This window comes from Mixta sp. (assembly GCF_024610815.1).
Lineage (GTDB): Bacteria > Pseudomonadota > Gammaproteobacteria > Enterobacterales > Enterobacteriaceae > Mixta > Mixta calida.
The window spans coordinates 14,245-39,441 of the sequence record NZ_JANION010000148.1 but is presented as its reverse complement, the minus strand read 5'-3'; the positions used below and the strand labels follow the sequence as shown (position 1 = coordinate 39,441).

Below are 25,197 nucleotides of genomic sequence, written 5' to 3'. Positions count from 1 at the left end.
TGCTGAGCTATCCGTGCCAAAAATGTCTGCGCCGGTTCGACACGCAGGGTCGGGGCAGAAAGGAATGACAAAAGCTGTTGTAAAGGCTGCCGTCGATTATAGCAGTAGCGCTATAGCGCCCGCCAGCGCTGTTGCAGCGGCGCGGCGCGCAAAAAACAAGCGGCCAGGTTGCGTCTGAGAAAATAAGGCTTTCCACTACCGATGCGCACAGAATAAGCATTCCCGGTTGTAACGCAGCGCGGGTTTGCGGACAATACGTGCGAAATTTGCATTAACAGCATTTTTTATCCTGGCGTCCACGCGGCCGGTGCGTCAGGCATACAGCTATGCTGTTAGACAAACTTGACGTCGACATAAGCGCTTGTGGGTTGGCGATGTTATTTGTCCCCTAAAAAATATGGGGATTTGGCAGCATTAACAGGAGTAAGCGTGCCACGAATTCATGTCTGTTACATGACCTGTTTGCTGATTGCCGCGCCTGCCGCTCAGGCAGCCAATATCCGCTTACAGCTTGAAGGGTTAAACGGGGAGCTACAGAAAAACGTCCGGGCGAGGCTTTCCACCATTGATACCGATGAGGTCACGGCGGACGGACGTTTTCGCGCGCGCGTAAAAAAAGCGATAGAAGAAGGACTACGCGCGCTGGGCTACTACGAGCCTGATATCGATTTTGAGAGCCGTCCGGCGCCTGCGCGGGGCGGCAGGCCGGTGCTGATCGCGCGGGTGGCGCCCGGCGAACCGGTGAAAATCGCCGGCAGCACCATTATCCTGCGCGGCGATGCGCGCAACGACGCCGATTATCAACAGTGGGTAAAAGAGGGAAGGCCCAAAAACGGCACTATCCTCAACCATGGCAAGTATGACAGCTTCAAAAGCGGCTTTACCAACCTGGCGCTGCGCAACGGTTACTTTGACGGCGATTTTAAGAAAAGCCAGCTTGGGGTGTCGGTGGAGCGACGCGAAGCTTACTGGGATCTCGATTACGACAGCGGCAAGCGCTACCGCTTCGGCGATGTGACGTTCGAAGGTTCGCAAATCCGCGAAGAATATCTGCAACATCTGGTGCCGTTTAAAAAAGGCGACTACTACAGCTCGCGCGATCTGGCGGAGCTGAACCGCCGCCTGTCGGCTACCGGCTGGTTCAACTCGGTAGTGGTGGCGCCGGAATTCGACAAAACCACGCCGGATAAAGTACTGCCGCTCAGCGGCGTAGTATCGCCGCGCACGGAAAACACCATTGAAACCGGTATTGGCTACTCTACGGATGTCGGCCCGCGCCTGAAAACCACCTGGCGCAAACCCTGGGTCAACTCGCGCGGCCACAGCCTGACCACCAGCGCTAATATCTCCGCCCCGGAGCAGCAGCTTGATTTCAGCTATAAGGTGCCGCTGCTGAAAAATCCGCTGGAACAATATTATCTGGTGCAGGGCGGCCTGAAGCGCACCGACCTCAACGACACTAAAGCGGACACCACCACGCTGGCGCTGTCGCGCTACTGGGATAACAGCACCGGCTGGCAAAAAGCGGTCAACCTGCGCTGGAGCCTGGACCACTTTACCCAGGCCAACGTCACCAACACCACCATGCTGATCTATCCCGGCGTCAGCGTTAACCGCACCCGATCGCGCGGCGGCCTGATGCCGTCATGGGGCGATTCGCAGCGCTACTCCGTTGATATCTCCGACACCACCTGGGGCTCCGACGTCGATTTCCTCGTCTTGCAGGCGCAAAACGTCTGGATCCGCACGCTGGCCGAGCGGCACCGCTTTGTCGCGCGCGGCAATCTTGGTTGGATCGAAACCAACGATTTCGAAAAAGTGCCGCCCGACCTGCGCTTCTTCGCCGGCGGCGACCGCAGTATTCGCGGCTATAAATACAAAGGCATCTCGCCGCGCGACGAGGACGGCAAGCTGACCGGCGCCTCTAAGCTGGCGACCGGATCGCTGGAGTATCAGTACAACGTGACCGGCAAGTGGTGGGGCGCGGTGTTCGTCGACTCCGGCGAGGCGGTTAACGACATTAAGCAGAGCAACTTCAAAACCGGCGCTGGCATCGGCGTCCGTTGGCAGTCGCCCGTGGGGCCGATCAAGTTCGATCTGGCGCGGCCCATCGACGATAAAGAGGAACACGGATTGCAGTTTTACATCGGACTGGGGCCTGAACTATGAAGCTATGGAAAAAGGTCCTGATCGGGATTCTGATCTTTTTAGCGGTGCTGTTGGGCGGCGTGCTGTTTCTGGTGGGCACCACGCCCGGTCTGCATCTGCTGCTGAACGGCGCGGCGCGCTGGGTGCCTGGGTTCTCTATCAAACAGGTGGACGGCGGCTGGCGCAACCTGACGCTCAAAGACGTGCAGTATGAGATGCCGGGCGTGACGGTCAGCGCGGGCGAATTTCATCTGGCGGTGCAGCTGGGCTGTTTGAAAAACTCCGCCTTCTGCGTCAACGATCTGGGGTTGAAGGATGTCAATGTCGTGGTCGACAGCAGCAAGATGACGCCCGCTGGCGAACCGCCGCCGGAAGAGGAAAGCGGCTCAGGCGAGATCAGCACGCCTTATCCGATTACGCTGCGTCATCTCAGCCTGCACAATATTAACGTTAAAGTTGACGACACTGCCATTTCGCTGCTGGATTTCACCAGCGGACTGCACTGGCAGGAGCGTGCGCTGACGCTTACCCCGACGCATATTCAGAGCCTGCTGGTGGCGCTGCCGAAAGCGGCGAAGGTCGCCAATGAGCAGGTGGTGCAGCCGAAGATTCAGCAGCCTCAGCCGCAGGAAAAACCGCTGGGCGAAACGCTGAAGGCGATGTTTGACCAGCCGCTGCTGCCCTCAATGCCCGATTTCCGCCTGCCGCTCGATATCGAGGTACAGGAAATTGTCGGCGAGCAGCTGCGTCTCACCGGCGATACCGATCTGGCGGTGAACCGGCTGCTGCTGAAAGCGAAAACGCAGGATCGTCTGCTGCAGCTGCAAACGTTGGATATCGATTCGCCGCAGGGACAGGTAAAAGCCAACGGAGAGGCGCGGCTGGCGGATAACTGGCCGGTCGATTTCACCCTGAACGGCGCGCTCAAGGTGGAGCCGCTGAAGGGGGAGAAGATTAAAATGACGCTGGGCGGCGCGATGCGTCAGCAGCTTCAGCTGGCGCTCAACCTGTCCGGCCCGCTCGATGCGCAGCTGAGCGGCCAAACCGAACTGGCGACCGCCGGGCTGCCGTTGCAGCTGAAGCTGACCAGCCCGCAGCTGCGCTGGCCGCTGACCGGCGCGACGCAGTATCAGGCCGATAATCTGGACTTCAGCTTTAGCGGCAAGGCGACCGATTATGTGATGTCGCTGCGCGCCGCGCTGAAGGGCGAGGCGATCCCGCCAGCCGGGCTGGCGCTGGACGGCAAGGGCAACGTTGAGCAGTTCAGCCTGGATAAGCTGCGTCTTTCGGCACTGAAGGGCCATGCCGATCTCAGCGGCGTGGTGGACTGGAGTAAAGCGATCAGCTGGCGCAGCGAACTGACTCTCTCCGGCATCAATACCGCGCAGCAGTATCCCGACTGGCCCGCCACGCTGGACGGCAAAGTCACCACCCGCGGCAGTGTCTACGGCGGCAGCTGGCAGATGCGCGTGCCGGAACTACAGCTGCGCGGCAAGGTGAAGCAGAACGCAGTTTCCGCCGACGGCACCCTGTACGGCAATAGTTATAACCAGTGGAATATTCCCGGCATCAAGCTGGTGCTGGGCCGCAACAACCTGAACGTGAAGGGCGAACTGGGCGACGCGTTGAATCTGGACGCCACGATCGACGCGCCGCACCTGGACAATGCGCTGCCCGGTCTTGGCGGCGTGGCGAAAGGCATCATCAAAGCGCGCGGCACGCTGCAGGCGCCGGAGCTGCTGGCGGATCTCACCGCCACCGGCCTGCGCTGGCAGGAACTGAACATCGCCCGCGTCCGGCTGGAAGGCGACGTGCGATCCAGCGATCGCGTGGCGGGCAAGCTGGCGCTGCGCGTTGATCAGCTGAAGCAGGCCTCACTGACCATCAGTCGCCTGACGCTGGATGCCGACGGCGATGAGAAAAAGCATCAGCTGAAGCTTCAGGTGAACGGCGAGCCGGTTTCCGGCCAGCTGATGCTGAACGGCAGCTTCGATCGTCAGCAGCAGCGCTGGCAGGGCACGCTGAACAACACCGTCTTCGATACGCCGGTCGGCGAATGGCGTCTGACGCGCGCCATGTCCATCGACTACCTGAACGCTCGCCAGACCGCCACCATCGGCGCGCACTGCTGGCGCAACCCGAACGCGCAGCTCTGCGTGCCGCAGCCGATCGAGGCGGGGCCGGAAGGCCATGCGCGCGTCGAGTTGAACCGTTTCGACCTGGCGATGGTGCGGCCTTTCCTGCCTGATGAAACGCAGCTGGTGGGCCTGTTCAGCGGCGACGCCGACGTCAGCTGGCGCAGCGACGGCTCGCTGCCGACCGGACGCGTGGCACTGAAGGGACGCGGCGTGAAGGTGACGCAGGATGTGCAGGGCAACGCGCTGCCGATCGCTTTCGATACGCTGAACCTTAACGCTGGCATGCGCGACGGCCGCGCCGAGCTGGACTGGCTGCTGCGCATCGCCAACAACGGCCAGTTCGACGGTAAAGTGCAGATCGGCGATCCGCAGAAACGTCGTACTCTGTCGGGCAATATCAATATCAATAACATTTCGCTGGCGCTGCTGAATCCGGCGCTGATGCGCGGCGAAAAAGTGGCGGGCATACTCAGCAGCAACCTGCGGCTGGGGGGCGACCTGCAACGTCCGCAGGTCTATGGTCAGCTGGGGCTGCGCGACGTGGATATCGACGGCAGCTTTATGCCGGTCGATTTGAACAGCGCCAATCTCAATATGGTGTTTAACGGCATGCGCTCCACGCTGGAAGGACTGATCCAGACGGCGCACGGGCAGATCAATCTCAATGGCGACGCGGACTGGAGCCAGCTGGATAACTGGCGCGCCCGCATCGCCGCGCGCGGCGATCGCGTGCGGGTTACCGTGCCGCCGATGGTGCGCATGGACGTGTCGCCGGATCTCACCTTTGAAGCCTCGCCCGTCGCGTTCAATCTCGATGGCCGCGTCGATGTGCCCTGGGCGCGCATTATCGTACAGGAGGTGCCGGAGAGCGCAACCGGCGTCTCTTCCGATGAAGTGCTGCTGGATGAAAACCTCAAGCCGGTCGCACCGCAAACGGCGGCGATTCCCATCAACAGCAACCTGATTATTCACGTCGGCGACGATGTGCGTCTCAGCGCGTTCGGCCTGAAGGCGAAGCTGAACGGCGATCTGAAGCTGGTGCAGGATAAGCGCGGTCTGGGGCTGAACGGCCAGATCAACATTCCATCCGGCCGCTTCCACGCCTATGGACAGGATCTGGTGGTGCGCAAAGGCGAGTTGCAGTTCGCCGGCCCGCCGGACCAGCCGTATGTCAACCTGGAAGCGATCCGTAACCCGGAGGCGACCGAGGATGGCGTCACCGCCGGTCTGCGCGTGACCGGCCTGGCGGACGAGCCGAAAGCGGAGATTTTCTCCGATCCGGCGATGTCGCAGCAGGAGGCGCTTTCTTATCTGTTGCGCGGTCAGGGACTCGATACCAACGGCGACAGTAATGCCCTGTCTTCAGCTTTGGTGAGTTTAGGGGTTGCACAAAGTGGTCAGGTTGTGGGTAAAATCGGCGAGACCTTCGGCGTCAGTAATCTCGCCCTTGACACTGCCGGTGTTGGCGACAGCCAGCAGGTGCAGGTCAGCGGCTACGTACTGCCGGGGCTACAAGTAAAATATGGGGTTGGCATCTTTGATTCACTGGCGACTTTAACCTTGCGTTATCGCCTGATGCCCAAACTCTATCTGGAAGCAGTGTCCGGCATCGACCAGGCACTCGATTTGCTCTATCAGTTTGAGTTTTAGCAATGCGAATAATTGTCTACGGCAGTTTACGGCGCAAACAGGGAAACAGTCACTGGATGACAAACGCGCAGTGGCTCGGCGATCATCAGATTGAGGGCTACGACCTTTACAACCTGGGCCTCTATCCCGGCGTCGTGCCGGGCGAGGGCACGGTGTACGGGGAAGTTTACCGGATTGACGCCAGTACGTTGGGCGAACTGGACGCGCTTCGAACCAGCGGCGGCGAATACAAGCGCCAGCTGATTCAGACGCCGTACGGCAGCGCCTGGATGTATGTGTATCAACGTTCGGTCGCAGGACTGACGCGCATCTCAAGCGGCGACTGGCTGCGGCGGGATGAGGCTTCATCCGGGGAATAAAAAAACACCGCCTTGTGGGGCGGTGTTTTTGTATCAGCCTAGTGAGCGAACTCACCGGGCAAATTATTTCTTCGCCGCGCGCTCGAAAGAGGTGCGGATCTCTTCTTTAGCCGCTTCTGCGTTATCCCAGCCGTCGACTTTAACCCACTTGCCTTTTTCCAGATCTTTGTAGTGTTCAAAGAAATGGGTGATCTGCGCGCGCAGCAGTTCCGGCAGGTCGTTCACATCTTTGATGTGATCATACTCTTTAGAGAGTTTAGTGTGCGGTACCGCAACCAGCTTGGCGTCTTCGCCAGATTCGTCGGTCATTTTCAGCACGCCGACCGGACGGCAGCGGATCACGGAACCCGGCTGCAGCGGGTAAGGGGTCGGAACCAGCACGTCAACCGGATCGCCATCCAGGGAGAGGGTGTGGTTGATGTAGCCGTAGTTGCACGGATAGAACATAGCGGTCGACATAAAGCGGTCAACAAACAGCGCGCCAGATTCTTTATCCACTTCATATTTGATCGGATCGGCGTTGGCCGGGATCTCGATGATGACATAGATATCTTCTGGCAGGTCTTTACCGGCTGGAACCTGGTTCAAACTCATCTCGCTTTCCTTCATTCGTCATAAGTTGAGTGACGGCTATTATAGCCAACTGGCAATGAAAGTATGCCCCCTTTTTCGGCTTTCGGAATGCTCCAGCCGCGGCTATTTATTGAAAATAAACAGCGAAACCAGGCCGGCGGCGATCAGCGGCCCCACCGGCACGCCGCGAAACAGGGAAACGCCGATAATCGTGCCGATCAGCAAACCGCCGACGATGGTCGGTTGACTGCTCATCAGCGCCACGCCGCGGCCGCCCAGCCAGGACACCACAATGCCCACCACGATCGCCAACAGCGATTTCCAGTCGAGAAACGATTTCAGCAGCGTACTGGCCGGCAGCGAGCCGCTGGCCAGCGGCGCCATCACGCCCACCGTTAAAATAATGATCCCCAGGGTCAGCCCCTGTTTCTCCACGTACGGAAAAAATTGGGAAAGCGGCGTCACTTTAAGCAGCAGCAGAATGGCGATAGAGATCGTCACCGCCGTGTTATGGACCAGCAGGCTGAGGCCGCCGAGTACAACTAATATCAAAACAGACGCATAGGCCGTCATCGCACGCTCCGCATGCAAGCCAAACAGGGAAGCCGTCACTATAACAACGGATTGAAACAGGCGCGAGACGCGTGTGGCATAACGAGGCGGGGACGCGGCGGGCATGCCGGCAAAAAAAACCGCCTGCGGAAGGCAGGCGGCTTGATACTCATCAGGACTGATGATCGTCTGGATATTCACGCATAAAGCGCTCCACATCCTCAACCATCGCATCATTGCCGACGAAGAACGGGCTACGCTGATGCAACGCTTCCGGCTGCAAATCGAGAATGCGGTTTTTACCGTCGCTCGCTTTGCCGCCCGCCTGTTCGGCGAGAAACGCCATCGGGTTGCATTCGTACAGCAGGCGCAGCTTGCCGCTGGGGTGGCTGGCGGTGCTGGGGTAGAGATAGATGCCGCCTTTCAGCAGGTTACGGTGGAAATCCGCCACCAGCGAGCCGATATAGCGCGACGTGTAAGGGCGGTGGGTCGCTTTATCTTCTTCCTGACAGAACTTGATGTACTTCTTCACGCCCTGCGGGAAACGAATATAGTTGCCTTCGTTGATGGAGTAGGTGTAGCCCTTCTCCGGGAAGGTCATGCGTTCCTGGCTCAGGCAGAAAACGCCCAGCGACGGATCGTAGGTGAAGGCGTGCACGCCGCAGCCGGTAGTGTAGACCAGCATGGTTGACGAGCCGTAAACCACATAGCCGGCGGCGACCTGCTTATTGCCCGGCTGCATAAAGTCTGCTTCCGTCACCGGCGTGCCTGGCGGCGTTACGCGGCGATAAATTGAGAAAATCGTCCCGACGGAAACGTTTACGTCGATGTTGGACGAGCCATCCAACGGGTCCATCAATACCACGTACTTACCGTTTTCCACGCCTTCGAAGATGACGATCTCGTCTTCTTCTTCAGAGGCGATGCCGGCGACGATGCCGCGTGCTTTGAGCGCCGCCTTCAGCTTTTCGTTGGCGAACAGATCGAGCTTCATCTGTTGTTCGCCCTGAACGTTTTCCACGCCGCTGGCGCCCAGAATATCAACCAGACCGGCTTTATTAATATCGCGGTGGATAATTTTAGCGCCCAGCTTAATAGCGGAGATCAGCGCGGTCAGTTCACCGGTGGCATGCGGAAAGTCGTGTTGCTTCTCGACGATAAATTCGCCTAATGTTTTCATAACACAATCCCTGAATCTACGATGGAATAGCAGCATAGGGTACAAAGCTGCAACGTATGCCATGGCAGTTTAGCCGAATGAACCGCAAAGACCATAGGCCAAATCCGTTTCTTCCCGCGTCGCTCGGCGTTACACTGTGTTCCGAACTTTTTTCGTAAACGGACCTTTTATGCGTATTCATATCCTTGGTATCTGTGGCACCTTTATGGGCGGGCTGGCGATGCTGGCGCGGGCGATGGGCCATGAAGTGACCGGCTCCGATGCCAATGTTTATCCGCCGATGAGCGTGCTGCTGGAGAATCAAGGTATTGATTTAATTCAGGGTTACGACGCCAGTCAGCTCGAGCCCGCGCCGGATCTGGTGATCATCGGCAACGCGATGACGCGCGGCAACGCCTGCGTGGAAGCGGTGCTGGAGCGCAACATTCCCTATATGTCCGGGCCGCAGTGGCTGCATGATTTCGTGCTGCGCGACCGCTGGGTGATCGCCGTCGCCGGCACCCATGGCAAAACCACCACCGCCGGCATGACAGCGTGGATTTTACAGGCCTGCGGGCTGGAACCGGGCTTTGTCATCGGCGGCGTGCCGGGGAATTTCTCCGTTTCCGCCACTTTAGGAAAAAGCCCATTCTTCGTTATCGAGGCGGATGAATATGACTGCGCCTTTTTCGACAAGCGTTCTAAATTTGTCCACTACTGCCCGCGCACGCTGATCCTGAATAACCTTGAATTCGACCATGCGGATATCTTTGACGATCTGCGCGCGATTCAGAAACAGTTCCACCATCTGGTGCGCATCGTGCCGGGACAGGGAAAAATTCTGCTGCCGGAGCATGACGCCAACCTGAAGCAGGTCATGGCGATGGGCTGCTGGAGCGAGCAGGAGACCGTAGGCGAACATGGCCGCTGGCAGGCGAAAAAGCTGACGCCGGACGCGTCGCGCTGGGAAGCCTGGCTGGACGGCGAGCGCGTAGCGGAAGTGAACTGGTCTCTGGTGGGCGAGCACAACATGCATAACGGCCTGATGGCGATTGCGGCGGCGCGTCATGTCGGCGTGAAACCGGAAGACGCCGGACGCGCGCTGGATGAATTTATCAATGCACGTCGCCGTCTGGAGCTACGCGGCGAAGCGAACGGCATCAAGGTGTACGATGACTTCGCACACCATCCTACGGCGATTCTGGCGACGCTGGCGGCGCTGCGCAGCAAAGTTGGCGGCACCGCCCGCATCCTCGCCGTACTGGAGCCGCGCTCCAACACCATGAAGCTCGGCGTCAGCAAAGAAGATTTAGCCCCCGCGCTGGGGCGCGCCGACGAGGTGTTCCTCTATCAGCCGCATCATATTCCGTGGCAGGTGGCGGAAGTGGCGGACGCCTGTATTCAGCCCGCGTTCTGGAGCGCCGATATCGATACGCTGGTGGAAACCATCGCCAAACATGCGCATCCGGGCGACACCATTCTGGTGATGAGCAACGGCGGTTTCGGCGGCATTCATCAGAAACTGTTGGATCGTCTGGGCAAATAGTCGGCGTTTATCAACCCGCGTCGTAAAGGGCGCGGGAAGACAGAAGGGGAAGGCCAGCGCTACGCTCCAACAGAAAGAGCGTAACGCGGCGCGAGATCAGGCGGTTTCCGCCAGTTCGCGCAGGTACTGAAAAATCTGCCGGTAGGCCTTGGGCGGCTTATTGGCCGCTTTCTCTTTCTGCGCATTGCGGATCATGCTGCGCAGCTGCTGACGATCCGCATGCGGCCAGAGGTTCAGCACGTCGGCAATCGCATCATCGCCCTGTTCCACCAAACGATCGCGCATCGCTTCCAGCTTGTGGAACAGCGCAATCTGCTGGTTATGGCGGTTCTTCAGCTTATCCAGCGCCTGGTAGATCGGGTCGGGATCGCGCGCGCGCAGCAGCTTGCCGATCAGCTGCAGTTGACGGCGGCGGCCCTCTTTCTTGATGCGCTGCGCCAGTTCAATGGCGTCGCGCAGCTCTTCGTCCAGCGGCAGGCGATCCAGGGAATTTTTACCCAGTTCCACCATCTCCGCGCCAAGGCGTTTCAGCTCCTCGGCGTCACGTTTAATCTCACTCTTACTGACCCAAATAATCTCTTCATCTTCTTCTTCTTGATTATCCGGTACGTCGTCGAGCCACTCTTCGGGGTGTTTCGTCATTATCAGGCTCCTGAAAAAGAGGCTAATGCTATCAGGTTACGCGGCTACTGCGAAATTGTTCTCTGAGTCTGTTAGACTCCAGATTAAGGATACAACTCACGCGTTGCCGTGCATTATCTGGTTTAAGCAGGCTAAGCCAGCGCGGCAGACCGTACTCATCATATTATGGTAGGTCAATGAAAATACTTACTCAGGTTGCAGAACAACGTAAAGTGCTGGAGCAGGCGGTCGCCCAGGCGCTGGAACTGGCGAAAGCGGACACCGACGGCGCTGAAGTAGCGGTCAGTAAAACGACGGGTATCGGCGTCAGTACGCGTTATGGTGAGGTAGAAAACGTCGAGTTCAACAGCGATGGCGCGCTGGGTATCACCGTTTACTGGCAAAACCGCAAGGGCAGCGCCTCGTCCACCGATCTCAGCCCCGATGCGATCAAACGTACCGTACAGGCGGCGGTGGATATCGCCCGCTACACCTCGCCCGATCCTTTCGCTGGCATGGCCGATCGCGAGCTGCTGGCGTTCGACGCGCCGGATCTCGATCTTTTCCATCCGTGGGAGATCGATCCTGATAAAGCGATCGAGCTGGCGGCGCGCGCTGAGCAGGCTTCGCTACAGGCAGATAAGCGCATTACCAATACCGAAGGCGGCAGCTTCAATAGCCACGTCGGGATTAAAGTGTTCGGCAACAGCCACGGCATGTTGCAGAGCTACTGCTCCAGCCGCCATTCGCTCTCCAGCTGCGTGATTGCGGAAGCGGAAGGCGATATGGAGCGCGACTACGCCTATACCATCGGTCGGTCGATGAGCGATTTACAGTCGCCGGAATGGGTGGGACAGGAGTGCGCGCGCCGCACGCTTTCTCGTCTGGCCCCGCGTAAATTGCCGACGATGAAAGCGCCGGTGCTGTTCGCGCCGGAAGTGGCGACCGGGCTGTTCGGCCATCTGGTCGGCGCCATCAGCGGCAGCAGCGTCTATCGTAAATCAACCTTCCTGCTCGATGCGCTGGGCACGCAGATCCTGCCGCAATGGCTCACCATTGAAGAGAAGCCACACCTGCTGAAAGGCCTGGCCTCGACGCCGTTCGACAGCGAAGGCGTGCGGACGCAGGATCGCGAGATTGTGAAAAACGGGGTGCTGCAAAGCTGGCTGTTGACCAGCTACGCCGCGCGCAAGCTGGGGCTGCAAAGCACCGGTCACGCCGGTGGCATCCATAACTGGCGCATCGCCGGTCAGGGCAGCAGCTTTGACGATCTGCTGAAGCAGATGGGCAAAGGCCTGGTCGTAACCGAGCTGATGGGTCAGGGCGTTAGCGGCATTACCGGCGACTACTCGCGCGGCGCAGCGGGCTTCTGGGTGGAAAACGGCGAAATTCAGTATCCGGTAAGCGAAATTACCATTGCCGGTAATCTGAAGGATATGTGGCGCAACATCGTGACCGTCGGCAACGATATTGAAACGCGCAGCAATATTCAGTGCGGCTCCGTGCTGCTGCCGGAAATGAGCATCGCCGGACAATAATCATTAAATAACCGCACCGGGCGTTTAAAACGCCCGTTTTTTTTCGCCTGTCTTTCTTACTATTGCACGGTTATAAACGTTAATTTGACGTTATTTTCGCGTAATAAAATGATGTTCACGCCCGCATTCATCACATTTCCTTATTCTTCATTTTCTTTTTAGCGCTTTAATTCCCTCTGACAATCAGGGGCTTACCTTTTCGTGAGTTTTTCGCACCCGCCCTGCAAGAAATAATCTTTTTTAACTGCGCAGATGCGCAAAATAATTTTTTGCGACCTCGCGCACCTTCTGCGCCTCTATTTCCACTTTCAGGCGGAAAAAGTCGGGCTACAAACTCGCAGGGGTTAACGGTACTTTGTTTTCAACACGAAAAAATGGAACGTCAGTTAATCAGGAGTGGGGAAGGTGAATAACATAGCGGAACAGAAGTCGGCAAGCGACGCGGAGATTGCAGCGCTCGCCGAGCGGGTAATGAAACAGATCGAGGCGCTTTTTACCGCTGAGGCTATTTATCCAAATGCGGTGCAGCAGCAGATGCTGGCCTCCCACGTACGCGCGATGGCGCTGCGTTCGCTAACCGGCGAACCGTTGCCGGAAGTGGAAGCCGAACTGTTTGAAGATATCTCGCCGGAGTCGATGCGTCTGGCACAGCAGGTGGTCGATCTGTTCGGCAATCTGCCGCGCGAAGAGGCGTGGTTGCTTTCGGTGCATTTTGAAGTGGCAAAAGCGAATTAATCATCGGGCAGGCGCAGCCCTGCCGGCAGTCAGCAAATACAACAGAAGGAATGCAGTATGGTAACCGTAGTGATTGGCGATCGTTTAGGTAAAGGACAGAAAGTCGCGGCTGGCATTGAAAAAGCGGGCGGACGCGCGGTGGTTGTCCCGGGCGTGGCGGCGGATATGAAGCTGGGCGACGTAATGAAAGCAGAAAATGCCGATTTCGGCATTTCATTCTGCGGCAGCGGCGGCGCGGGCGCGATTACGGCGCAAAACAAATATGGCTATAAAGCCAGGCACGGCATGCGCTCTATTGACGAAGGCGTAACGGCGATTAACGAAGGCGCGACGGTGCTGGGTTTTGGTTTTATGGACAAAGAGGAACTGGGCGAGAAGCTGGTGCAGGCCTGGAATAAAAAGTACGGCAGCTGAGTATGAAAGAACAATTCACGACCTCGGTTCTCGTTAAAGGCAAAGGCGATACGCGAGGCAAAGCCTTTGCCGATGCTCTCAGCCGTGTTCAGCAGCAGGTGCTGCAATCCACGAACAAAATTTTGCTGCGCATCGAACCACAGGACGTAAAGGTTATTCGGGCGCAACAGAGCGTCAAAAAGGAAAAGTTTCTGTTTTTCTTTCTGGCACGTGAGCGGCGGAATTACAGCGTGGAGCTGGAAATTACCGTCAACGTTACCGTAATTGATACTGACAAGGTGGAGTTTACGGTAGCGCAATAAAAACGTTGGGCGATAAGACATAAGGAAAGACTGATGTTTTTAATTATTCTCTTTAAGTCGCTGGTCATCGGCGGGCTGGTAGGCGTGGGCGTTGGCGCCGGCGCCGCGCGTATGTTTCATGCGCCAACCTCGCAGGGGATGGGCGCATTTCGAACACTGGGCGAATTAAACTCCTGTGAAGGCGATCCCGCCTCTCACTTCTCTTTTGGTCTCGGCTTCTTCTTTAACGCATGGGCTTCTTCGGTTGCGGCTGGCTCCTTCACGCAGGATGTGGATCACCGCATTATCCCCAACTGGGGCGCGGCGGCGCTGATGGTGAAAAACCGCAACGTGGCGGAAACGCTGCACGATCCGAAAAAAATGGCTATCGCCTGCGGCCTTATCGGCATGTTCGTAGTGGCGTTCCTGAATTCCACCGCGTCGGCAGTGCCGGAAGCGTTGCAGGTCACGGCGGTGAAAGTGCTGGTGCCGGCGGCTAACCTGCTGGTCAACACCGTGATGCCGGTGATCTTCTGGCTGGCGGCGATTGACGCCGGTAAAAAATCGGGCTTCTGGGCCACCATCTTCGGCGGTCTCGCGCAGCTGATTATGGGCAACGCCGTGCCGGGTCTGGTGCTGGGCATCCTGATCGGCAAAGGCGTGGAAGAGAGCGGCTGGAACAAAGTCACCAAAGTGATGATGTTCTCTATTGTACTGCTGTTCGTGCTGAGCGGCTTCTTCCGCGGATTCGATCTTAAGCTGCTGGAATCGTTCCATATGGGTGCGCCGAACTGGCTTGAGATGATCCATAACGGACTGAGCGGAAAATAATCGGGAGCATAACGATGAACGAAACAAAAAGCGGATTCTGGTACGCGGACTGGTCTTTCCCGATCTTTGTCGGCCTGCTGTCCGCCGGCGTGTTCGCCGGTACCCATATGTACTACCTCTACGGCATCGGTGCGTTTAACGAAGTCGCCTTTGTCTCGATGCTGCGCTCCGGCATGGAGACCGGCGTTTACGGCGCGGTCGCCGCCTTCGGCGCCAGCTTCCTGTTCGCACGCATCATTGAAGGCTCGCTGGTGGGCATTCTTGATATCGGCGGCGCGATCCAGACCGGCGTCGGGCTGGGCGTACCGGCGCTGCTGCTGGGCGCAGGCATTGAATTTCCGGTTACCAATTTCGCCGCGTCGCTGGCGACCGGCCTCGTTATCGGTCTGGCGATCGGCTACGTGATCATTCTGGCGCGTAAATTCACCATCAATCAGAGCGACTCCACCTACGGGGCGGACGTAATGATGGGCGCGGGCAACGCCTCCGGTCGCTTCCTTGGACCGTTGATCATCCTCTCCGCTATGGGTGCCTCCATTCCTATCGGCCTCGGTTCGCTGATTGGCGCGCTGCTGTTCTACCTCTGGAACAAACCGATCACCGGCGGCGCCATCCTGGGCGCGATGGTGCTGGGCGCGATCTTCCCGGTAGCGCTGTAATTCACCGCGGGCCTGCGCGTTATAGCAGGCCCGCCAGAGAGAGGTTCTCATGTTTGATCTGATTATTCGTCGCGCCAGACTGGTGGATGAACGGCTGGTCGATATCGCCATTCAGGACGGAAAAATCGCTGCGGTCGGCGAGGTTGTCGGCGAAGCGAAGCAGGAAAAGGTGCTGGACGGCACCGTGTGGGTCAGCGCGGGCTGGATCGATTCTCATGTTCACTGCTACCCGAAATCACCCATTTATCATGATGAAGCGGATCGCATCGGCGTCGCGACCGGCGTCACCACGGTGGTGGATGCGGGCAGTACCGGCGCGGACGATATCGATGACTTTTATCAGCTGACGCGCCAGGCGGAAACGCAGGTTTACGCGCTGCTGAATATCGCCCGCACCGGCATCGTCACGCAGAATGAACTGGCCGATCTAAGCCAGATCGATAAAGTCGGCGTCAGGGATGCGCTACAGCGCCTGCCCGGTTTTATTCTCGGCATCAAAGCGCGCATCAGCAGCAGCGTGGTGGGGCAGAACGGCGTCCGTCCGTTGCAGATGGCCAAAGAGATCCAGCAGGAAAACGGCGGCCTGCCGCTGATGGTGCATATCGGCAACAACCCGCCGAATCTCGATGAAATCGCCGACCTGCTCACCTCCGGCGACATTATTACCCACTGCTATAACGGCAAACCCAACCGTATTTTGACGCCTGCGGGTGAACTGCGCCTGGCGGTGAAAAAGGCGATCGCGCGCGGCGTGCGGCTGGACGTCGGCCACGGCAGCGCCAGTTTCAGTTTCGAAGTGGCGCGTCAGGCGATTGCGCAGGGCATCCTGCCCGACACCATCAGCTCCGATATTTACTGCCGCAACCGTATTGAAGGCCCGGTGAGAAGCCTGGCGCACGTCATGTCGAAATTCTTTAGCGTAGGAATGACGCTGCCGCAGATTATCGACTGCGTGACCTGGAAGGCGGCGGAAGGGTTGCGCCTGAAGCGGAAAGGGCGCCTGGAGCCGGGCTACGACGCCGATCTCACGCTGTTTACCTTTAGCGATGAGGTGCGCCCGCTGGATGATTCAGAGGGTGAAAGCGTACTGGGCCATCAACATTTTGTGCCGCTGGCGGCGGTCGTTGCCGGACAGTGGAAGGTTACCGATGAAGGGAAAGCAAATCATGTCTTCGATTTATGAAAAGTATGGCCTGAAGCAGGTGATCAACGCTTCCGGGCGCATGACCATTCTGGGGGTTTCCACGCCGTCGGCGGATGTGGTGGATACGGTAAAATATGGCCTGAATCACTATTTTGAAATCAAAGATTTAGTTGATAAAACCGGCACCTATATTGCCGGTCTGCTCGGCGCGGAAAACGCCGTGGTGGTCTCCTGCGCCTCTGCGGGCATCGCGCAGTCAGTAGCGGCGGTGATTGTGAAAGACGATCGCTGGCTGCTGGATAATCTGCATACCGCCGCGCTGACGGTGCCGCATGAAATCGTGCTGCCGAAAGGGCACAACGTTAATTTTGGCGCGCCGGTCGGCACCATGGTGGCGCTGGGCGGCGGCCGTCTGGTTGAGGCGGGCTACGCCAACGAATGTTCCGCCGAGCAGCTTTCCGCTGCGGTGACGCCGCAAACCGCGGCGATTATGTATATAAAATCGCACCACTGCGTGCAAAAGAGCCATCTCAGCGTTGAGCAGGCGGCGTCGGTGGCGCGCAAGCATAACGTGCCGCTGATCGTCGACGCCGCGGCGGAAGAAGATCTGCAACGTTACTACCAGCAGGGCGCCGATCTGGTGATCTACAGCGGCGCCAAAGCGATCGAAGGGCCGACCAGCGGCCTGGTGGTCGGCAAGCATCAGTACGTTGAATGGGTAAAACGCCAGTCGGCGGGCATTGGCCGGGCGATGAAGGTCGGCAAAGAGGGTATCCTCGGCCTGACGCAGGCGATTGAAAACTACCTGACGCGCGAAAAAGAGAGCGGGGCGCAGATGGTCGAGAAGATGTCCGCCTTTATCGACAACCTGAACGGTCTGACCGGCGTGACCGCGCGCGTGGTGTGGGACGCCGCGGGCCGTGATATCGCCCGCGCGGAGATCCATTTTGACGAGGCGGCTATCGGTCAAACTACCGGCGAGCTGGTACAGGCGCTGAAAGAGGGCGCGATCGCCATCTATTTCCGCGGTTATAAGGCGAACGAAGACATTGTCGAAGCGGACGTGCGCAGCGTGACGCCGGAACAGCTCAACACCATTTTCCTTAGCATTAAGGCACTGATTACAGGAGCGAAACAAGCATGAAGCTGACGCCTGATTTTTATCAAAACCGTGTCTGCCTGAACGTACTGGCAGGATCGAAAGCGAACGCGCAGGCCATCTGGCAGGCGGCTGAAGGTCACGTGCTGGTCGGCGTGCTGTCAAAAAACTACGCCAGCGTAGAGCACGCCGTGAAAGATATGCGTGAATACGCCGCGCTGATCAACAACGCGCTTTCCGTCGGCCTTGGCGCCGGCGATCCGCGTCAGTCGGCGATGGTCAGCGAAATCAGCCGTGAAGTGCAGCCGCAGCACGTTAACCAGGTCTTTACCGGCGTCGCCACCAGCCGCGCTCTGCTGGGCCAACAGCAAACGGTGGTGAACGGTCTGGTATCGCCTACCGGCACGCCCGGCAGGGTTAAGATCTCAACCGGCCCGCTGAGCGCGCAGGCGCCGGATGCCATTGTGCCGGTAGAAACGGCTATCGCCATGCTGAAAGATATGGGCGGCAGCTCCATTAAATATTTTCCGATGGGCGGCCTGAAGGCGGTCGATGAGTTTACGGCGGTCGCGCAGGCCTGTGCGAAGCACGACTTCTGGCTGGAGCCGACCGGCGGCATCGATCTGGACAACTATGAGGCGATTTTGCAGATTGCGCTGGATGCTGGGGTCAGCAAAATTATCCCGCATATCTACAGCTCGATTATTGATAAAGCGTCCGGCGACACGCGACCTGACGATGTCAGGACGTTGCTGGCCATCACTAAAAAACTGGTAGGCTAACCCGCGTCGCCAGCGGCGAACGCGCCAGAAATGAGGAAAAAAGCGATGCGACTGTTTCCTGCACTTATGGTATTAATCAGCGTTGCGCCGCTGGCGGAGGCGTCTCCCTGGGCTTTTGTCGGCACCCATCAGCCGCACGGCGAGGGCGTCTATCGCTTTCGCGTTGCATCGGACGGCTCGCTGCATGACAAAACCGCAGTAAGCCGCCTGCCTGATGCGGCGCAGCTGACGATCAACGCGCAGGGCGACGTGCTGTATGTCGCCAGCGAAAGCGATCCAGGCACGATTACCGCTTACCGGCTGGATAAGGTGGGCGGGCTGACGGAAATTAATCAGGCCAGCGCCGAAGGCAGCGGTCCGGTTTATCTCTCGCTGACGCCTGACGGCAAATTTTTGCTGGTGGCGAACTACGTAAGCGGCAGCATCGCGGTGCTGCCGGTGCGCGCCGACGGCGGGCTAGATGCGGCGAGCGACAGCAAACAGCATCAGGGGCCGCCCGGCGCCGCGCAGCCACAGGCCGCCGTGGAAGGCAGCTTTGCCATCAGCGATCATAACGGGCCGCATGCGCATATGATCGCCAGCGATCCTTCCGGCCGCTATGTGTTCAGCACCGACTTAGGGTTAGATCGTATTTACCAATACCGGATCGATCGGCAGGGCAAGCTGACGCCGAACACGCCGCCGTGGATCGCCGCCTCTTCAGCAGGCGCCGGGCCGCGGCATTTCGTCTTTACACCGGACGGAAAATCGCTTTATCTGATTAATGAAGAGGCTTCGACGCTGACCCGCTATCGGCTGAACGGCGAAACGGGCGCGCTGGCGGAAGGGGCAACGGTTTCCTCGCTGCCGCCGGGCTATAAAGGCACCAGCTTCGCTTCAGGGTTGGCGATCGATAAGGCCGGAAAGCATCTTTATGTCCTGAACCGGCTGCATAACAGCATCGCCCATTTTCAAATCGGCGCTGACGGGGCGTTAACGTTGGTCGAACATATCTGGACGCGCGGCGACTATCCGCGCACCTTGACGCTTTCGCCGGATGAGCAGACCCTCTATGTGCTGAATCAGCGCAGCGATAATATCACCCGTTTCCAGCGGGACAAGGAGAGCGGGAAGCTCCATTTCAGCGATGACTATATTGCCATTGGCGCGCCATCACAGATGGTGATCGCGCCCTGATGGTAAGCTGACAGATTCATTTGCAGCGCATCGGCGCTGCCAGCAGGGGAGAGCTGCCGTGAGATTTCCAAACCAGCGACTGGCGCAACTGTTTGATACGCTGCAAAGCGAAACGCTGCCGCAGGATGAGCTTGCGCGGCGTTTTTCCGTCTCTACGCGCACCGTGCGCACCGACATCAACATGCTGAATGAGATGCTGGCTGAACATGGCGCGCTGTTTGTTCTCAGCCGCGGCGAAGGCTATCAGCTACGCATTCACGATCCGGCGCGCTACCAGCGGCTGCGTCAGCAAACGCCGTCGCGGCTGCGCGTGCCGCGCACGTCGAACGAGCGAATACACTATCTGCTGACGCGTTTTCTGACCTCCGCCTGGGCCATTAAGCTGGAAGATCTGGCGGAGGAGTGGTTTGTCAGCCGCGCCACGCTGCAAAGCGATATGGCCGAGGTGCGGGAGTGGCTTAGCCGCTATCAGCTGACGATTGAGGCGCGCCCGCGCTATGGCATGAAGCTGTTCGGCAGCGAGATGGCGATTCGTACCTGTCTGACCGACCTGCTGTATCAGATTGCGCAGGAAAACAGCGAAAGCCCGCTGCTGCAAATGGAGGCGTTGAACAGCGGCATGCTGCTGACGCTTCAACCGCTGCTGCAACACTGTTTCGCGCGCTTTAATATTCGTATGACCGATGAGGGCGAACTCTATCTGCGGCTTTATTGCGCGGTGGCGGTGCGCCGCATTAGCGAAGGCTATCCGCTTTCCGACTTTAGCGCCGAGGAGGTGGATAAGGATGTGTACGAAGCAGCGCGCCATATCATCAACCTGATGCGGCCGATAGCCGGTAAGGCGATCGCGCCGGCGGAAGAGGCCTGGCTGCGCCTGAATATCGCCGCGCGCCGCGTTGAGGAGATTGCGCCCAGCGCCATCAGCGCCGATGACGGCGATTCGCTGGTGGACTATATCCTCAGCTACATCAATACCCACTACAACTACAATCTGCAGGACGATCAGCAGCTGCGCGCCGATCTGCTAACGCACATCAAGACCATGATTACCCGTGTGCGTTACCAGATAACCATCCCGAACCCGCTGCTTTCTAATATTAAGCAGCACTATCCGATGGCATACGACGTCACGCTGGCGGCGGTCTCCAGCTGGAGCAAATATACCCCTTATGTCATCAGCGAAAATGAGATCGGTTTTCTGGTATTGCATATCGGCGTAGGGCTGGAGCGTCACTATAACGTGGGCTACGAGCGCCATCCTGAAGTGCTGCTGGTGTGCGATACCGGCAACTCTACCGTGCGCATGATCCAGGCGATGCTGCTGCGCAAATATCCGCAACTTGTGGTGACGCGCATTATCTCGCTGCGGGAATATGAAGCGCAGGCGACGATTGAAGAAGATTTCGTCATATCCACCGTGCGGCTCAGCGAAAAGGGGAAACCGGTAGTGGTGATGTCGCCGTTTCCTACTGATTACCAGCTGGAGCAGCTCGGCAAGCTGGTACTGGTGGATCGGACTAAACCCTATATGCTGGAAAAGTTCTTCGACGATCGGCATTTCCGCATTATCGACAGGCCGATGGATCAGACGCAGCTGTTCCGCCTGCTGTGCCAGCAGCTTGAGCAGGAAGGCTTCGTTGATGAGACGTTTTACTCCTCGGTTGAGGAACGCGAGGCGATCCTCAGCACGATGTTGGGCGAGGGAATAGCGCTGCCGCACTCGTTGGGCCTGCTGGCGAAAAAAAGCGTGGTGTATACCGTACTGGCGCCGCACGGCATCGCCTGGGGCGATGAGACGGCATATGTTATTTTCCTGCTGGCCATCAGCAAGGATGACTATGAAGAAGCGATGGCGATTTACGATCTGTTCGTCACCTTTATGCGCGAACGCGCCATGACGCGTCTGCGCGACAGCAGTGATTTTGACAGCTTTAAAGCGGTGGCGCTCGACTGTCTGAGCCGACTGTAGCGCTGAGGAAAGTAAAAACCCCGCCGAAGCGGGGTTTTTTAAAGAGTGAAGCTGACCGGTAAGCCGGGTTCTGTCTTGGACAGTCATTCATCTAGGCCAGCAATCGCTCACTGGCTCAAGCAGCCTACCCGGGTTCAGTACGGGCCGTACCATGTGAACCCCTATTTGGCCTTGCTCCGGGTGGAGTTTACCGTGCCACGAACTGTTGCCAGCCGCGCGGTGCGCTCTTACCGCACCCTTTCACCCTTACCTGTACTCACGAATGAGCCATCGGCGGTTTGCTCTCTGTTGCACTGGTCGTAGGCTTGCGCCTCCCAGGCGTTACCTGGCACCCTGCCCTATGGAGCCCGGACTTTCCTCCCCTTTGCCCGTCTCCCCCCGAAGGAGGACGACGACAAAGCGGCGACTGTCTGGTCAGCTTCGGCGCGGATAATAGGTCATTCTGACCGCTTTGTCATCCTTCTTGCTGTTCGAGCGCATATTTATAGAGCGCGTTTTTCTTCACGCCGTGAATTTCCGCGGTCAGCGCGGCGGCTTTTTTCAGCGGCAGCTCTTTTTGCAGCAGCGCCAGCGTGCGCAGCGCCTCGGCCGGCAGCGCTTCTTCATCGGCGTGATGCCCTTCGACAATCAGCACCATCTCGCCTTTACGACGATTTTCGTCTTCTTCAATCCAGGCCACCAGCTCCGCTACCGGCGCGCCGTGAATCGACTCCCAGGTTTTGGTCAGCTCGCGCGCCAGCACTACGTAGCGATCGGCGCCCAGCTCGCTGACCATGTCGCGCAGGCTGTCGAGCAGACGATGCGTGGATTCATAGAAAATCAGCGTGCGCGTCTCCTGCGCCAGCGCGCGCAGGGTATCGCAGCGCGCCTTGCTTTTCGCAGGCAGAAAGCCTTCGTAGCAGAAGCGATCGGAGGGCAGACCGGCGGCGCTCAGCGCGGCGATAGCGGCGCAGGGGCCGGGCAGGGGCACCACGCGCACGCCCGCCTCGCGGCAGCGGCGCACCAGATGATAGCCAGGATCGTTAATCAGCGGCGTACCGGCGTCGGAGACCAGCGCAATGCTCTGGCCTTCCTGCAGCTTGCTCAGCAGCAGCTCCGCTTTTTGCTGTTCATTATGATCGTGTAATGCGAACAGTCGCGCATTGATGGCGAAATGTTGTAGCAACAGTCCGGTATGACGTGTATCTTCCGCAGCCACCAGATCGACGCTCGTAAGCACCGTCAGCGCCCGCTGGGTGATGTCGCCCAGGTTGCCTATCGGAGTAGGAACGATATAGAGCGTGCTGGCAGAAATCTCTGCCCGATCGTGTTGTTTCATTGTTTCATCCGAATTGCCGATTTAATATTGAGCATCCTGAAAAAAACTTACTGGATACAGTATGCTTCCTTCAAAAGTCGTTCGAAAAAAAGCAGGACGCTTTGTGCCTGTTCTGCTGGCTGGCCTGATTCTGGCGGCCTGTACCGGCCAGGGGCCGCAGGCTCCCGCGGTAAACGTGCAAGGACCGGCAACGGGCACATCCGACTATTATCTGCAGCAGGTGCAGCAAAGCCCAGATGATAACAAGGCTGACTGGCAATTACTTGCGATACGTGCATTGCTGAATGAAGGGAAGTATCCCCAGGCAAACCAGCAGATGAGCCAGCTTCCGCAACAGCTGAGCGACGTGCAGCGTCTTGAGCTGCAGCTATTGACCGCGCAGCTGCGCCTCGGCGGCCAGGATATCGCCACCGCGCAGGAGATTCTGGCGAAGCTCGATCCCGCCGCGATGTCGAAAGATCAGCAGCAGCGTTATTACGGCCTGAAAATAGCCGCCAGCCAGGGACGCCCTTCGCTCGATCTGGTGCGCGCGCTGATCGCCCAGGAGCCGCTATTGAGCGATAAAGCGCAGCAGGATAATATCGACGCCACCTGGCAGGCGCTGCAACAGTTGCCGCCGGAGCAGATGAGCAGCCTGGTGATTAACGCCGATGAAAATACGCTGCAGGGCTGGCTCGATCTGCTTAGCATCTATAAAGCGAACCGCACCGATCCCGATATGCTGAAAGCGGGCATTAGCGACTGGCAGACGCGTTATCCGCAGAATCCCGCAGCGAAAACGCTGCCCACCGCGCTGGGGCAGGTGCAGAACTTCCAGCCAGCCTCTACCGGCAAGATCGCGCTGCTGCTGCCGTTAAGCGGCCAGGCGCAGGTCTTCGCCAGCGCAATCCAGAAAGGTTTCAACGACGCGAAAAACGGCCTGTTGAACGCGGCGCCTGCCTCTGCGATCGGCAGCGCGCAGAATCCGGTCTCGCTGGCGAGCGGCGATGCGCAAAGCGGTGCAGGCGCGGCAGATAACGCCCAGAACGTGGCCGCCCCGGCGAGCGATACGCAGAACGCCGACGCTAACGCCGTGGTCAGTCCTTCCGCCGTGCCAGCAGATAACGCTGACGCTCAGCCGCAGGCCGCCGCGCCGACGCCAGCATCGGTCTCCACCGCGCCGGCCAGCAATGCCGAAGTCAAAGTTTACGACACCAGCTCTCAGCCGATTCAGCAGGTGCTTGTGCAGGCGCAGCAGGATGGCGCGACGCTGGTGGTCGGCCCGCTGCTGAAAAGCAGCGTGCAGCAGGTAGCGGACGCTTCGACGCCGCTGAACGTGTTGGCGCTTAACGAGCCGGAAACGATCCAGAACCATCCGAATCTTTGCTACTTTGCGCTTTCTCCTGAAGACGAAGCGCGAGACGCCGCGCATCATATCTGGCAGCAGGGCAAACGCATGCCGCTGATGCTGGTGCCGCGCAGCTCGCTGGGCGATCGCGTCAGCAAAGCCTTTGCGCAGGAGTGGCAAACGCTGGGCGGCGGCACGGTGCTGCAACAGTCGTTTGGCTCCACCGCCGAGCTGAAGCAAGGCATCAACAGCGGCGCAGGCATTAGCCTGAGCGGCACGCCGGTCGCCGCCGCGCCCAGCGAGCCGCAGGGCGTGACCATCGCTGGCCTGACTATCCCGGCGCCGCAGAGCAGCGCGCCGACGGAAGCGGCCGCCAGCAGCGGCGGCAGCGTGGACGCGGTCTATATCGTGGCGACGCAGAGCGAACTGCAACTGATCAAGCCGATGATCGCCATGCGCGTCAGCAGCCGCAGCAACGTGGCGCTCTATGCCAGCTCCCGTAGTTTCCAGGCGGGCGCGGGCCCCGATTTCCGTCTGGAGATGGAAGGCTTGCAGTTTAGCGATATTCCGCTGCTGTCGGGCGCCAATCCGGGGCTGATGCAGCAGGCGGCGCGTAGCTTCAACAACGATTACTCGCTGGTTCGCCTCTATGCGATGGGCATTGACGCCTGGACGCTGGCTAACCACTTCAGCGAAATGCGTCAGATGCCCGGTTTCCATATCGACGGCAACACCGGGCAGCTGAGCGCCACGCAGGATTGCGTCATCAACAGGAAGTTGACATGGAGCCAGTATCGTCAGGGACAGGTGGTCCCGGCCAGCTAAGCCGTCAGCAAAAGGGCGCGCGCTATGAACTGATGGCGCGGCGTTATCTGGAGCAGAAAGGGCTGGTGTTCGTCGCCGCCAACGTGCGATATCGTGTTGGCGAGCTTGATTTGATTATGCGTGACGGGCGACAGTGGGTCTTCGTCGAGGTACGCTACCGTCGCGACGCGCGTTTTGGCGGCGCGGCGATGAGCATCACCTGGCGCAAGCAGCAGAAGCTGTTGCGCAGCGCGGCCCTGTGGCTGGCGGCGCGCAACGCCAGTTTTGATACGGTTGACTGTCGTTTCGACGTGGTCGCCATTACCGGGCAGCAGCTGTCATGGCTGCCCGATGCGTTTCAAGCCCACAATTAG

The 25,197-nt window shown here is 58.7% G+C and carries 22 protein-coding genes and 1 other RNA gene; 17 read left to right on the top strand and 6 right to left on the bottom strand.

Annotation, left to right across the window (positions count from 1 at the left end; all coding sequences use genetic code 11):
* The first annotated feature begins 453 nt into the window (after window positions 1-453).
* Genes tamA through MYY08_RS11035 form a run of 3 tightly spaced genes read left to right on the top strand, consistent with a single transcriptional unit; the run spans window position 454 to window position 6,295 of the window.
* Window positions 454-2,169: an autotransporter assembly complex protein TamA gene (gene tamA, locus MYY08_RS11045; RefSeq protein WP_288014180.1), complete on the top strand. Its 1,716-nt coding sequence runs from the start codon at window positions 454-456 to the stop codon at window positions 2,167-2,169.
* Window positions 2,166-5,936: an autotransporter assembly complex protein TamB gene (gene tamB, locus MYY08_RS11040; RefSeq protein ID WP_288014147.1), complete on the top strand. Its 3,771-nt coding sequence runs from the start codon at window positions 2,166-2,168 to the stop codon at window positions 5,934-5,936. The genes tamA and tamB overlap by 4 nt, the downstream gene beginning before the upstream one ends.
* A 2-nt stretch (window positions 5,937-5,938) precedes the next feature.
* Window positions 5,939-6,295, top strand: coding sequence for a gamma-glutamylcyclotransferase family protein (locus tag MYY08_RS11035; RefSeq protein WP_038623941.1), 357 nt, complete (start codon window positions 5,939-5,941; stop codon window positions 6,293-6,295).
* 63 nt (window positions 6,296-6,358) lie between these two features.
* Here the strand turns inward: MYY08_RS11035 and ppa are convergent, their stop codons facing one another.
* From ppa to fbp, 3 genes are all read right to left on the bottom strand, one after another.
* Entirely contained in the window at window positions 6,359-6,889 is a 531-nt protein-coding gene (ppa, locus tag MYY08_RS11030) for an inorganic diphosphatase (RefSeq protein ID WP_038623944.1), read from the bottom strand.
* A gap of 102 nt (window positions 6,890-6,991) precedes the next feature.
* Window positions 6,992-7,441, bottom strand: coding sequence for a DUF441 domain-containing protein (locus MYY08_RS11025; protein WP_038629860.1), 450 nt, complete (start codon window positions 7,439-7,441; stop codon window positions 6,992-6,994).
* 151 nt (window positions 7,442-7,592) lie between these two features.
* The gene (gene fbp / locus MYY08_RS11020; protein ID WP_038623947.1) at window positions 7,593-8,600 is read right to left on the bottom strand and encodes a class 1 fructose-bisphosphatase; all 1,008 of its coding nucleotides are present in this window, start codon (window positions 8,598-8,600) and stop codon (window positions 7,593-7,595) included.
* A 169-nt stretch (window positions 8,601-8,769) separates the two neighbouring features.
* Between fbp and mpl the strand changes: the two genes are divergently transcribed.
* Complete coding sequence (gene mpl, locus MYY08_RS11015) at window positions 8,770-10,125, top strand: UDP-N-acetylmuramate:L-alanyl-gamma-D-glutamyl-meso-diaminopimelate ligase (protein WP_084970346.1); 1,356 nt, start codon at window positions 8,770-8,772, stop codon at window positions 10,123-10,125.
* 96 nt (window positions 10,126-10,221) lie between these two features.
* Here mpl and yjgA read toward each other — a convergent pair whose 3' ends face one another.
* Window positions 10,222-10,767: a ribosome biogenesis factor YjgA gene (gene yjgA, locus MYY08_RS11010; protein ID WP_038623951.1), complete on the bottom strand. Its 546-nt coding sequence runs from the start codon at window positions 10,765-10,767 to the stop codon at window positions 10,222-10,224.
* Window positions 10,768-10,943: 176 nt separating this feature from the next.
* On the opposite strand from yjgA, the gene pmbA reads away from it, so the two are divergent.
* From pmbA to MYY08_RS10955, 11 genes are all read left to right on the top strand, one after another.
* Window positions 10,944-12,284 (top strand): metalloprotease PmbA, encoded by a 1,341-nt coding sequence (gene pmbA, locus MYY08_RS11005; protein ID WP_038623953.1) that lies wholly within the window; start codon window positions 10,944-10,946, stop codon window positions 12,282-12,284.
* Between the two features lie 405 nt (window positions 12,285-12,689).
* Window positions 12,690-13,019, top strand: coding sequence for a glycine dehydrogenase (locus MYY08_RS11000; protein WP_052133845.1), 330 nt, complete (start codon window positions 12,690-12,692; stop codon window positions 13,017-13,019).
* Window positions 13,020-13,076: 57 nt separating this feature from the next.
* Window positions 13,077-13,433, top strand: coding sequence for an SFCGS family glycine-rich protein (locus MYY08_RS10995; protein WP_038623955.1), 357 nt, complete (start codon window positions 13,077-13,079; stop codon window positions 13,431-13,433).
* A 2-nt stretch (window positions 13,434-13,435) separates the two neighbouring features.
* Complete coding sequence (locus MYY08_RS10990; RefSeq protein ID WP_038623957.1) at window positions 13,436-13,735, top strand: DUF4312 family protein; 300 nt, start codon at window positions 13,436-13,438, stop codon at window positions 13,733-13,735.
* Between the two features lie 33 nt (window positions 13,736-13,768).
* Window positions 13,769-14,545: a DUF4311 domain-containing protein gene (locus MYY08_RS10985; protein ID WP_084970345.1), complete on the top strand. Its 777-nt coding sequence runs from the start codon at window positions 13,769-13,771 to the stop codon at window positions 14,543-14,545.
* A gap of 14 nt (window positions 14,546-14,559) precedes the next feature.
* Complete coding sequence (locus MYY08_RS10980) at window positions 14,560-15,204, top strand: DUF4310 family protein (RefSeq protein WP_038623961.1); 645 nt, start codon at window positions 14,560-14,562, stop codon at window positions 15,202-15,204.
* Between the two features lie 49 nt (window positions 15,205-15,253).
* Complete coding sequence (locus MYY08_RS10975; RefSeq protein ID WP_038623963.1) at window positions 15,254-16,387, top strand: amidohydrolase/deacetylase family metallohydrolase; 1,134 nt, start codon at window positions 15,254-15,256, stop codon at window positions 16,385-16,387.
* On the top strand, window positions 16,371-17,492 hold the full coding sequence (locus MYY08_RS10970) for a DgaE family pyridoxal phosphate-dependent ammonia lyase (RefSeq protein WP_288014140.1): 1,122 nt from the start codon (window positions 16,371-16,373) through the stop codon (window positions 17,490-17,492). Before MYY08_RS10975 ends, MYY08_RS10970 begins: the two co-directional genes overlap by 17 nt.
* A complete protein-coding gene (dagF, locus tag MYY08_RS10965) occupies window positions 17,489-18,229 on the top strand; it encodes a 2-dehydro-3-deoxy-phosphogluconate aldolase (protein ID WP_038623967.1) in 741 nt (246 codons plus the stop codon). Before MYY08_RS10970 ends, dagF begins: the two co-directional genes overlap by 4 nt.
* A gap of 30 nt (window positions 18,230-18,259) precedes the next feature.
* A complete protein-coding gene (locus tag MYY08_RS10960; protein WP_416339861.1) occupies window positions 18,260-19,405 on the top strand; it encodes a lactonase family protein in 1,146 nt (381 codons plus the stop codon).
* Window positions 19,406-19,463: 58 nt separating this feature from the next.
* Window positions 19,464-21,374 carry a BglG family transcription antiterminator gene (locus tag MYY08_RS10955; RefSeq protein ID WP_084970343.1) on the top strand — a complete coding sequence of 637 codons (1,911 nt, stop codon included), beginning with the start codon at window positions 19,464-19,466 and terminating at the stop codon, window positions 21,372-21,374.
* A gap of 43 nt (window positions 21,375-21,417) precedes the next feature.
* Here the strand turns inward: MYY08_RS10955 and rnpB are convergent.
* Window positions 21,418-21,796, bottom strand: an RNA gene (gene rnpB, locus MYY08_RS10950) — RNase P RNA component class A.
* Window positions 21,797-21,828: 32 nt separating this feature from the next.
* The gene (gene rsmI, locus MYY08_RS10945) at window positions 21,829-22,692 is read right to left on the bottom strand and encodes a 16S rRNA (cytidine(1402)-2'-O)-methyltransferase (protein WP_038623973.1); all 864 of its coding nucleotides are present in this window, start codon (window positions 22,690-22,692) and stop codon (window positions 21,829-21,831) included.
* A 61-nt stretch (window positions 22,693-22,753) separates the two neighbouring features.
* Here rsmI and MYY08_RS10940 point away from each other — a divergent pair, with 61 nt between their 5' ends.
* Window positions 22,754-24,844, top strand: a complete 2,091-nt coding sequence (locus MYY08_RS10940; protein WP_288014137.1) for a penicillin-binding protein activator — start codon at window positions 22,754-22,756, stop codon at window positions 24,842-24,844.
* The gene (locus tag MYY08_RS10935) at window positions 24,802-25,197 is read left to right on the top strand and encodes a YraN family protein (protein ID WP_038623977.1); all 396 of its coding nucleotides are present in this window, start codon (window positions 24,802-24,804) and stop codon (window positions 25,195-25,197) included. The genes MYY08_RS10940 and MYY08_RS10935 overlap by 43 nt, the downstream gene beginning before the upstream one ends.

Bases quoted from the DNA above. Each gene is read 5' to 3' on its own strand.
- tamA (WP_288014180.1), top strand. From the start codon at position 454: ATGACCTGTTTGCTGATTGCCGCGCCTGCCGCTCAGGCAGCCAATATC.
- tamB (WP_288014147.1), top strand. From the start codon at position 2,166: ATGAAGCTATGGAAAAAGGTCCTGATCGGGATTCTGATCTTTTTAGCG.
- MYY08_RS11035 (WP_038623941.1), top strand. From the start codon at position 5,939: ATGCGAATAATTGTCTACGGCAGTTTACGGCGCAAACAGGGAAACAGT.
- ppa (WP_038623944.1), bottom strand. From the start codon at position 6,889: ATGAGTTTGAACCAGGTTCCAGCCGGTAAAGACCTGCCAGAAGATATC.
- MYY08_RS11025 (WP_038629860.1), bottom strand. From the start codon at position 7,441: ATGACGGCCTATGCGTCTGTTTTGATATTAGTTGTACTCGGCGGCCTC.
- fbp (WP_038623947.1), bottom strand. From the start codon at position 8,600: ATGAAAACATTAGGCGAATTTATCGTCGAGAAGCAACACGACTTTCCG.
- mpl (WP_084970346.1), top strand. From the start codon at position 8,770: ATGCGTATTCATATCCTTGGTATCTGTGGCACCTTTATGGGCGGGCTG.
- yjgA (WP_038623951.1), bottom strand. From the start codon at position 10,767: ATGACGAAACACCCCGAAGAGTGGCTCGACGACGTACCGGATAATCAA.
- pmbA (WP_038623953.1), top strand. From the start codon at position 10,944: ATGAAAATACTTACTCAGGTTGCAGAACAACGTAAAGTGCTGGAGCAG.
- MYY08_RS10995 (WP_038623955.1), top strand. From the start codon at position 13,077: ATGGTAACCGTAGTGATTGGCGATCGTTTAGGTAAAGGACAGAAAGTC.
- MYY08_RS10990 (WP_038623957.1), top strand. From the start codon at position 13,436: ATGAAAGAACAATTCACGACCTCGGTTCTCGTTAAAGGCAAAGGCGAT.
- MYY08_RS10985 (WP_084970345.1), top strand. From the start codon at position 13,769: ATGTTTTTAATTATTCTCTTTAAGTCGCTGGTCATCGGCGGGCTGGTA.
- MYY08_RS10980 (WP_038623961.1), top strand. From the start codon at position 14,560: ATGAACGAAACAAAAAGCGGATTCTGGTACGCGGACTGGTCTTTCCCG.
- MYY08_RS10975 (WP_038623963.1), top strand. From the start codon at position 15,254: ATGTTTGATCTGATTATTCGTCGCGCCAGACTGGTGGATGAACGGCTG.
- MYY08_RS10970 (WP_288014140.1), top strand. From the start codon at position 16,371: ATGTCTTCGATTTATGAAAAGTATGGCCTGAAGCAGGTGATCAACGCT.
- dagF (WP_038623967.1), top strand. From the start codon at position 17,489: ATGAAGCTGACGCCTGATTTTTATCAAAACCGTGTCTGCCTGAACGTA.
- MYY08_RS10960 (WP_416339861.1), top strand. From the start codon at position 18,260: ATGAGGAAAAAAGCGATGCGACTGTTTCCTGCACTTATGGTATTAATC.
- rsmI (WP_038623973.1), bottom strand. From the start codon at position 22,692: ATGAAACAACACGATCGGGCAGAGATTTCTGCCAGCACGCTCTATATC.
- MYY08_RS10940 (WP_288014137.1), top strand. From the start codon at position 22,754: ATGCTTCCTTCAAAAGTCGTTCGAAAAAAAGCAGGACGCTTTGTGCCT.
- MYY08_RS10935 (WP_038623977.1), top strand. From the start codon at position 24,802: ATGGAGCCAGTATCGTCAGGGACAGGTGGTCCCGGCCAGCTAAGCCGT.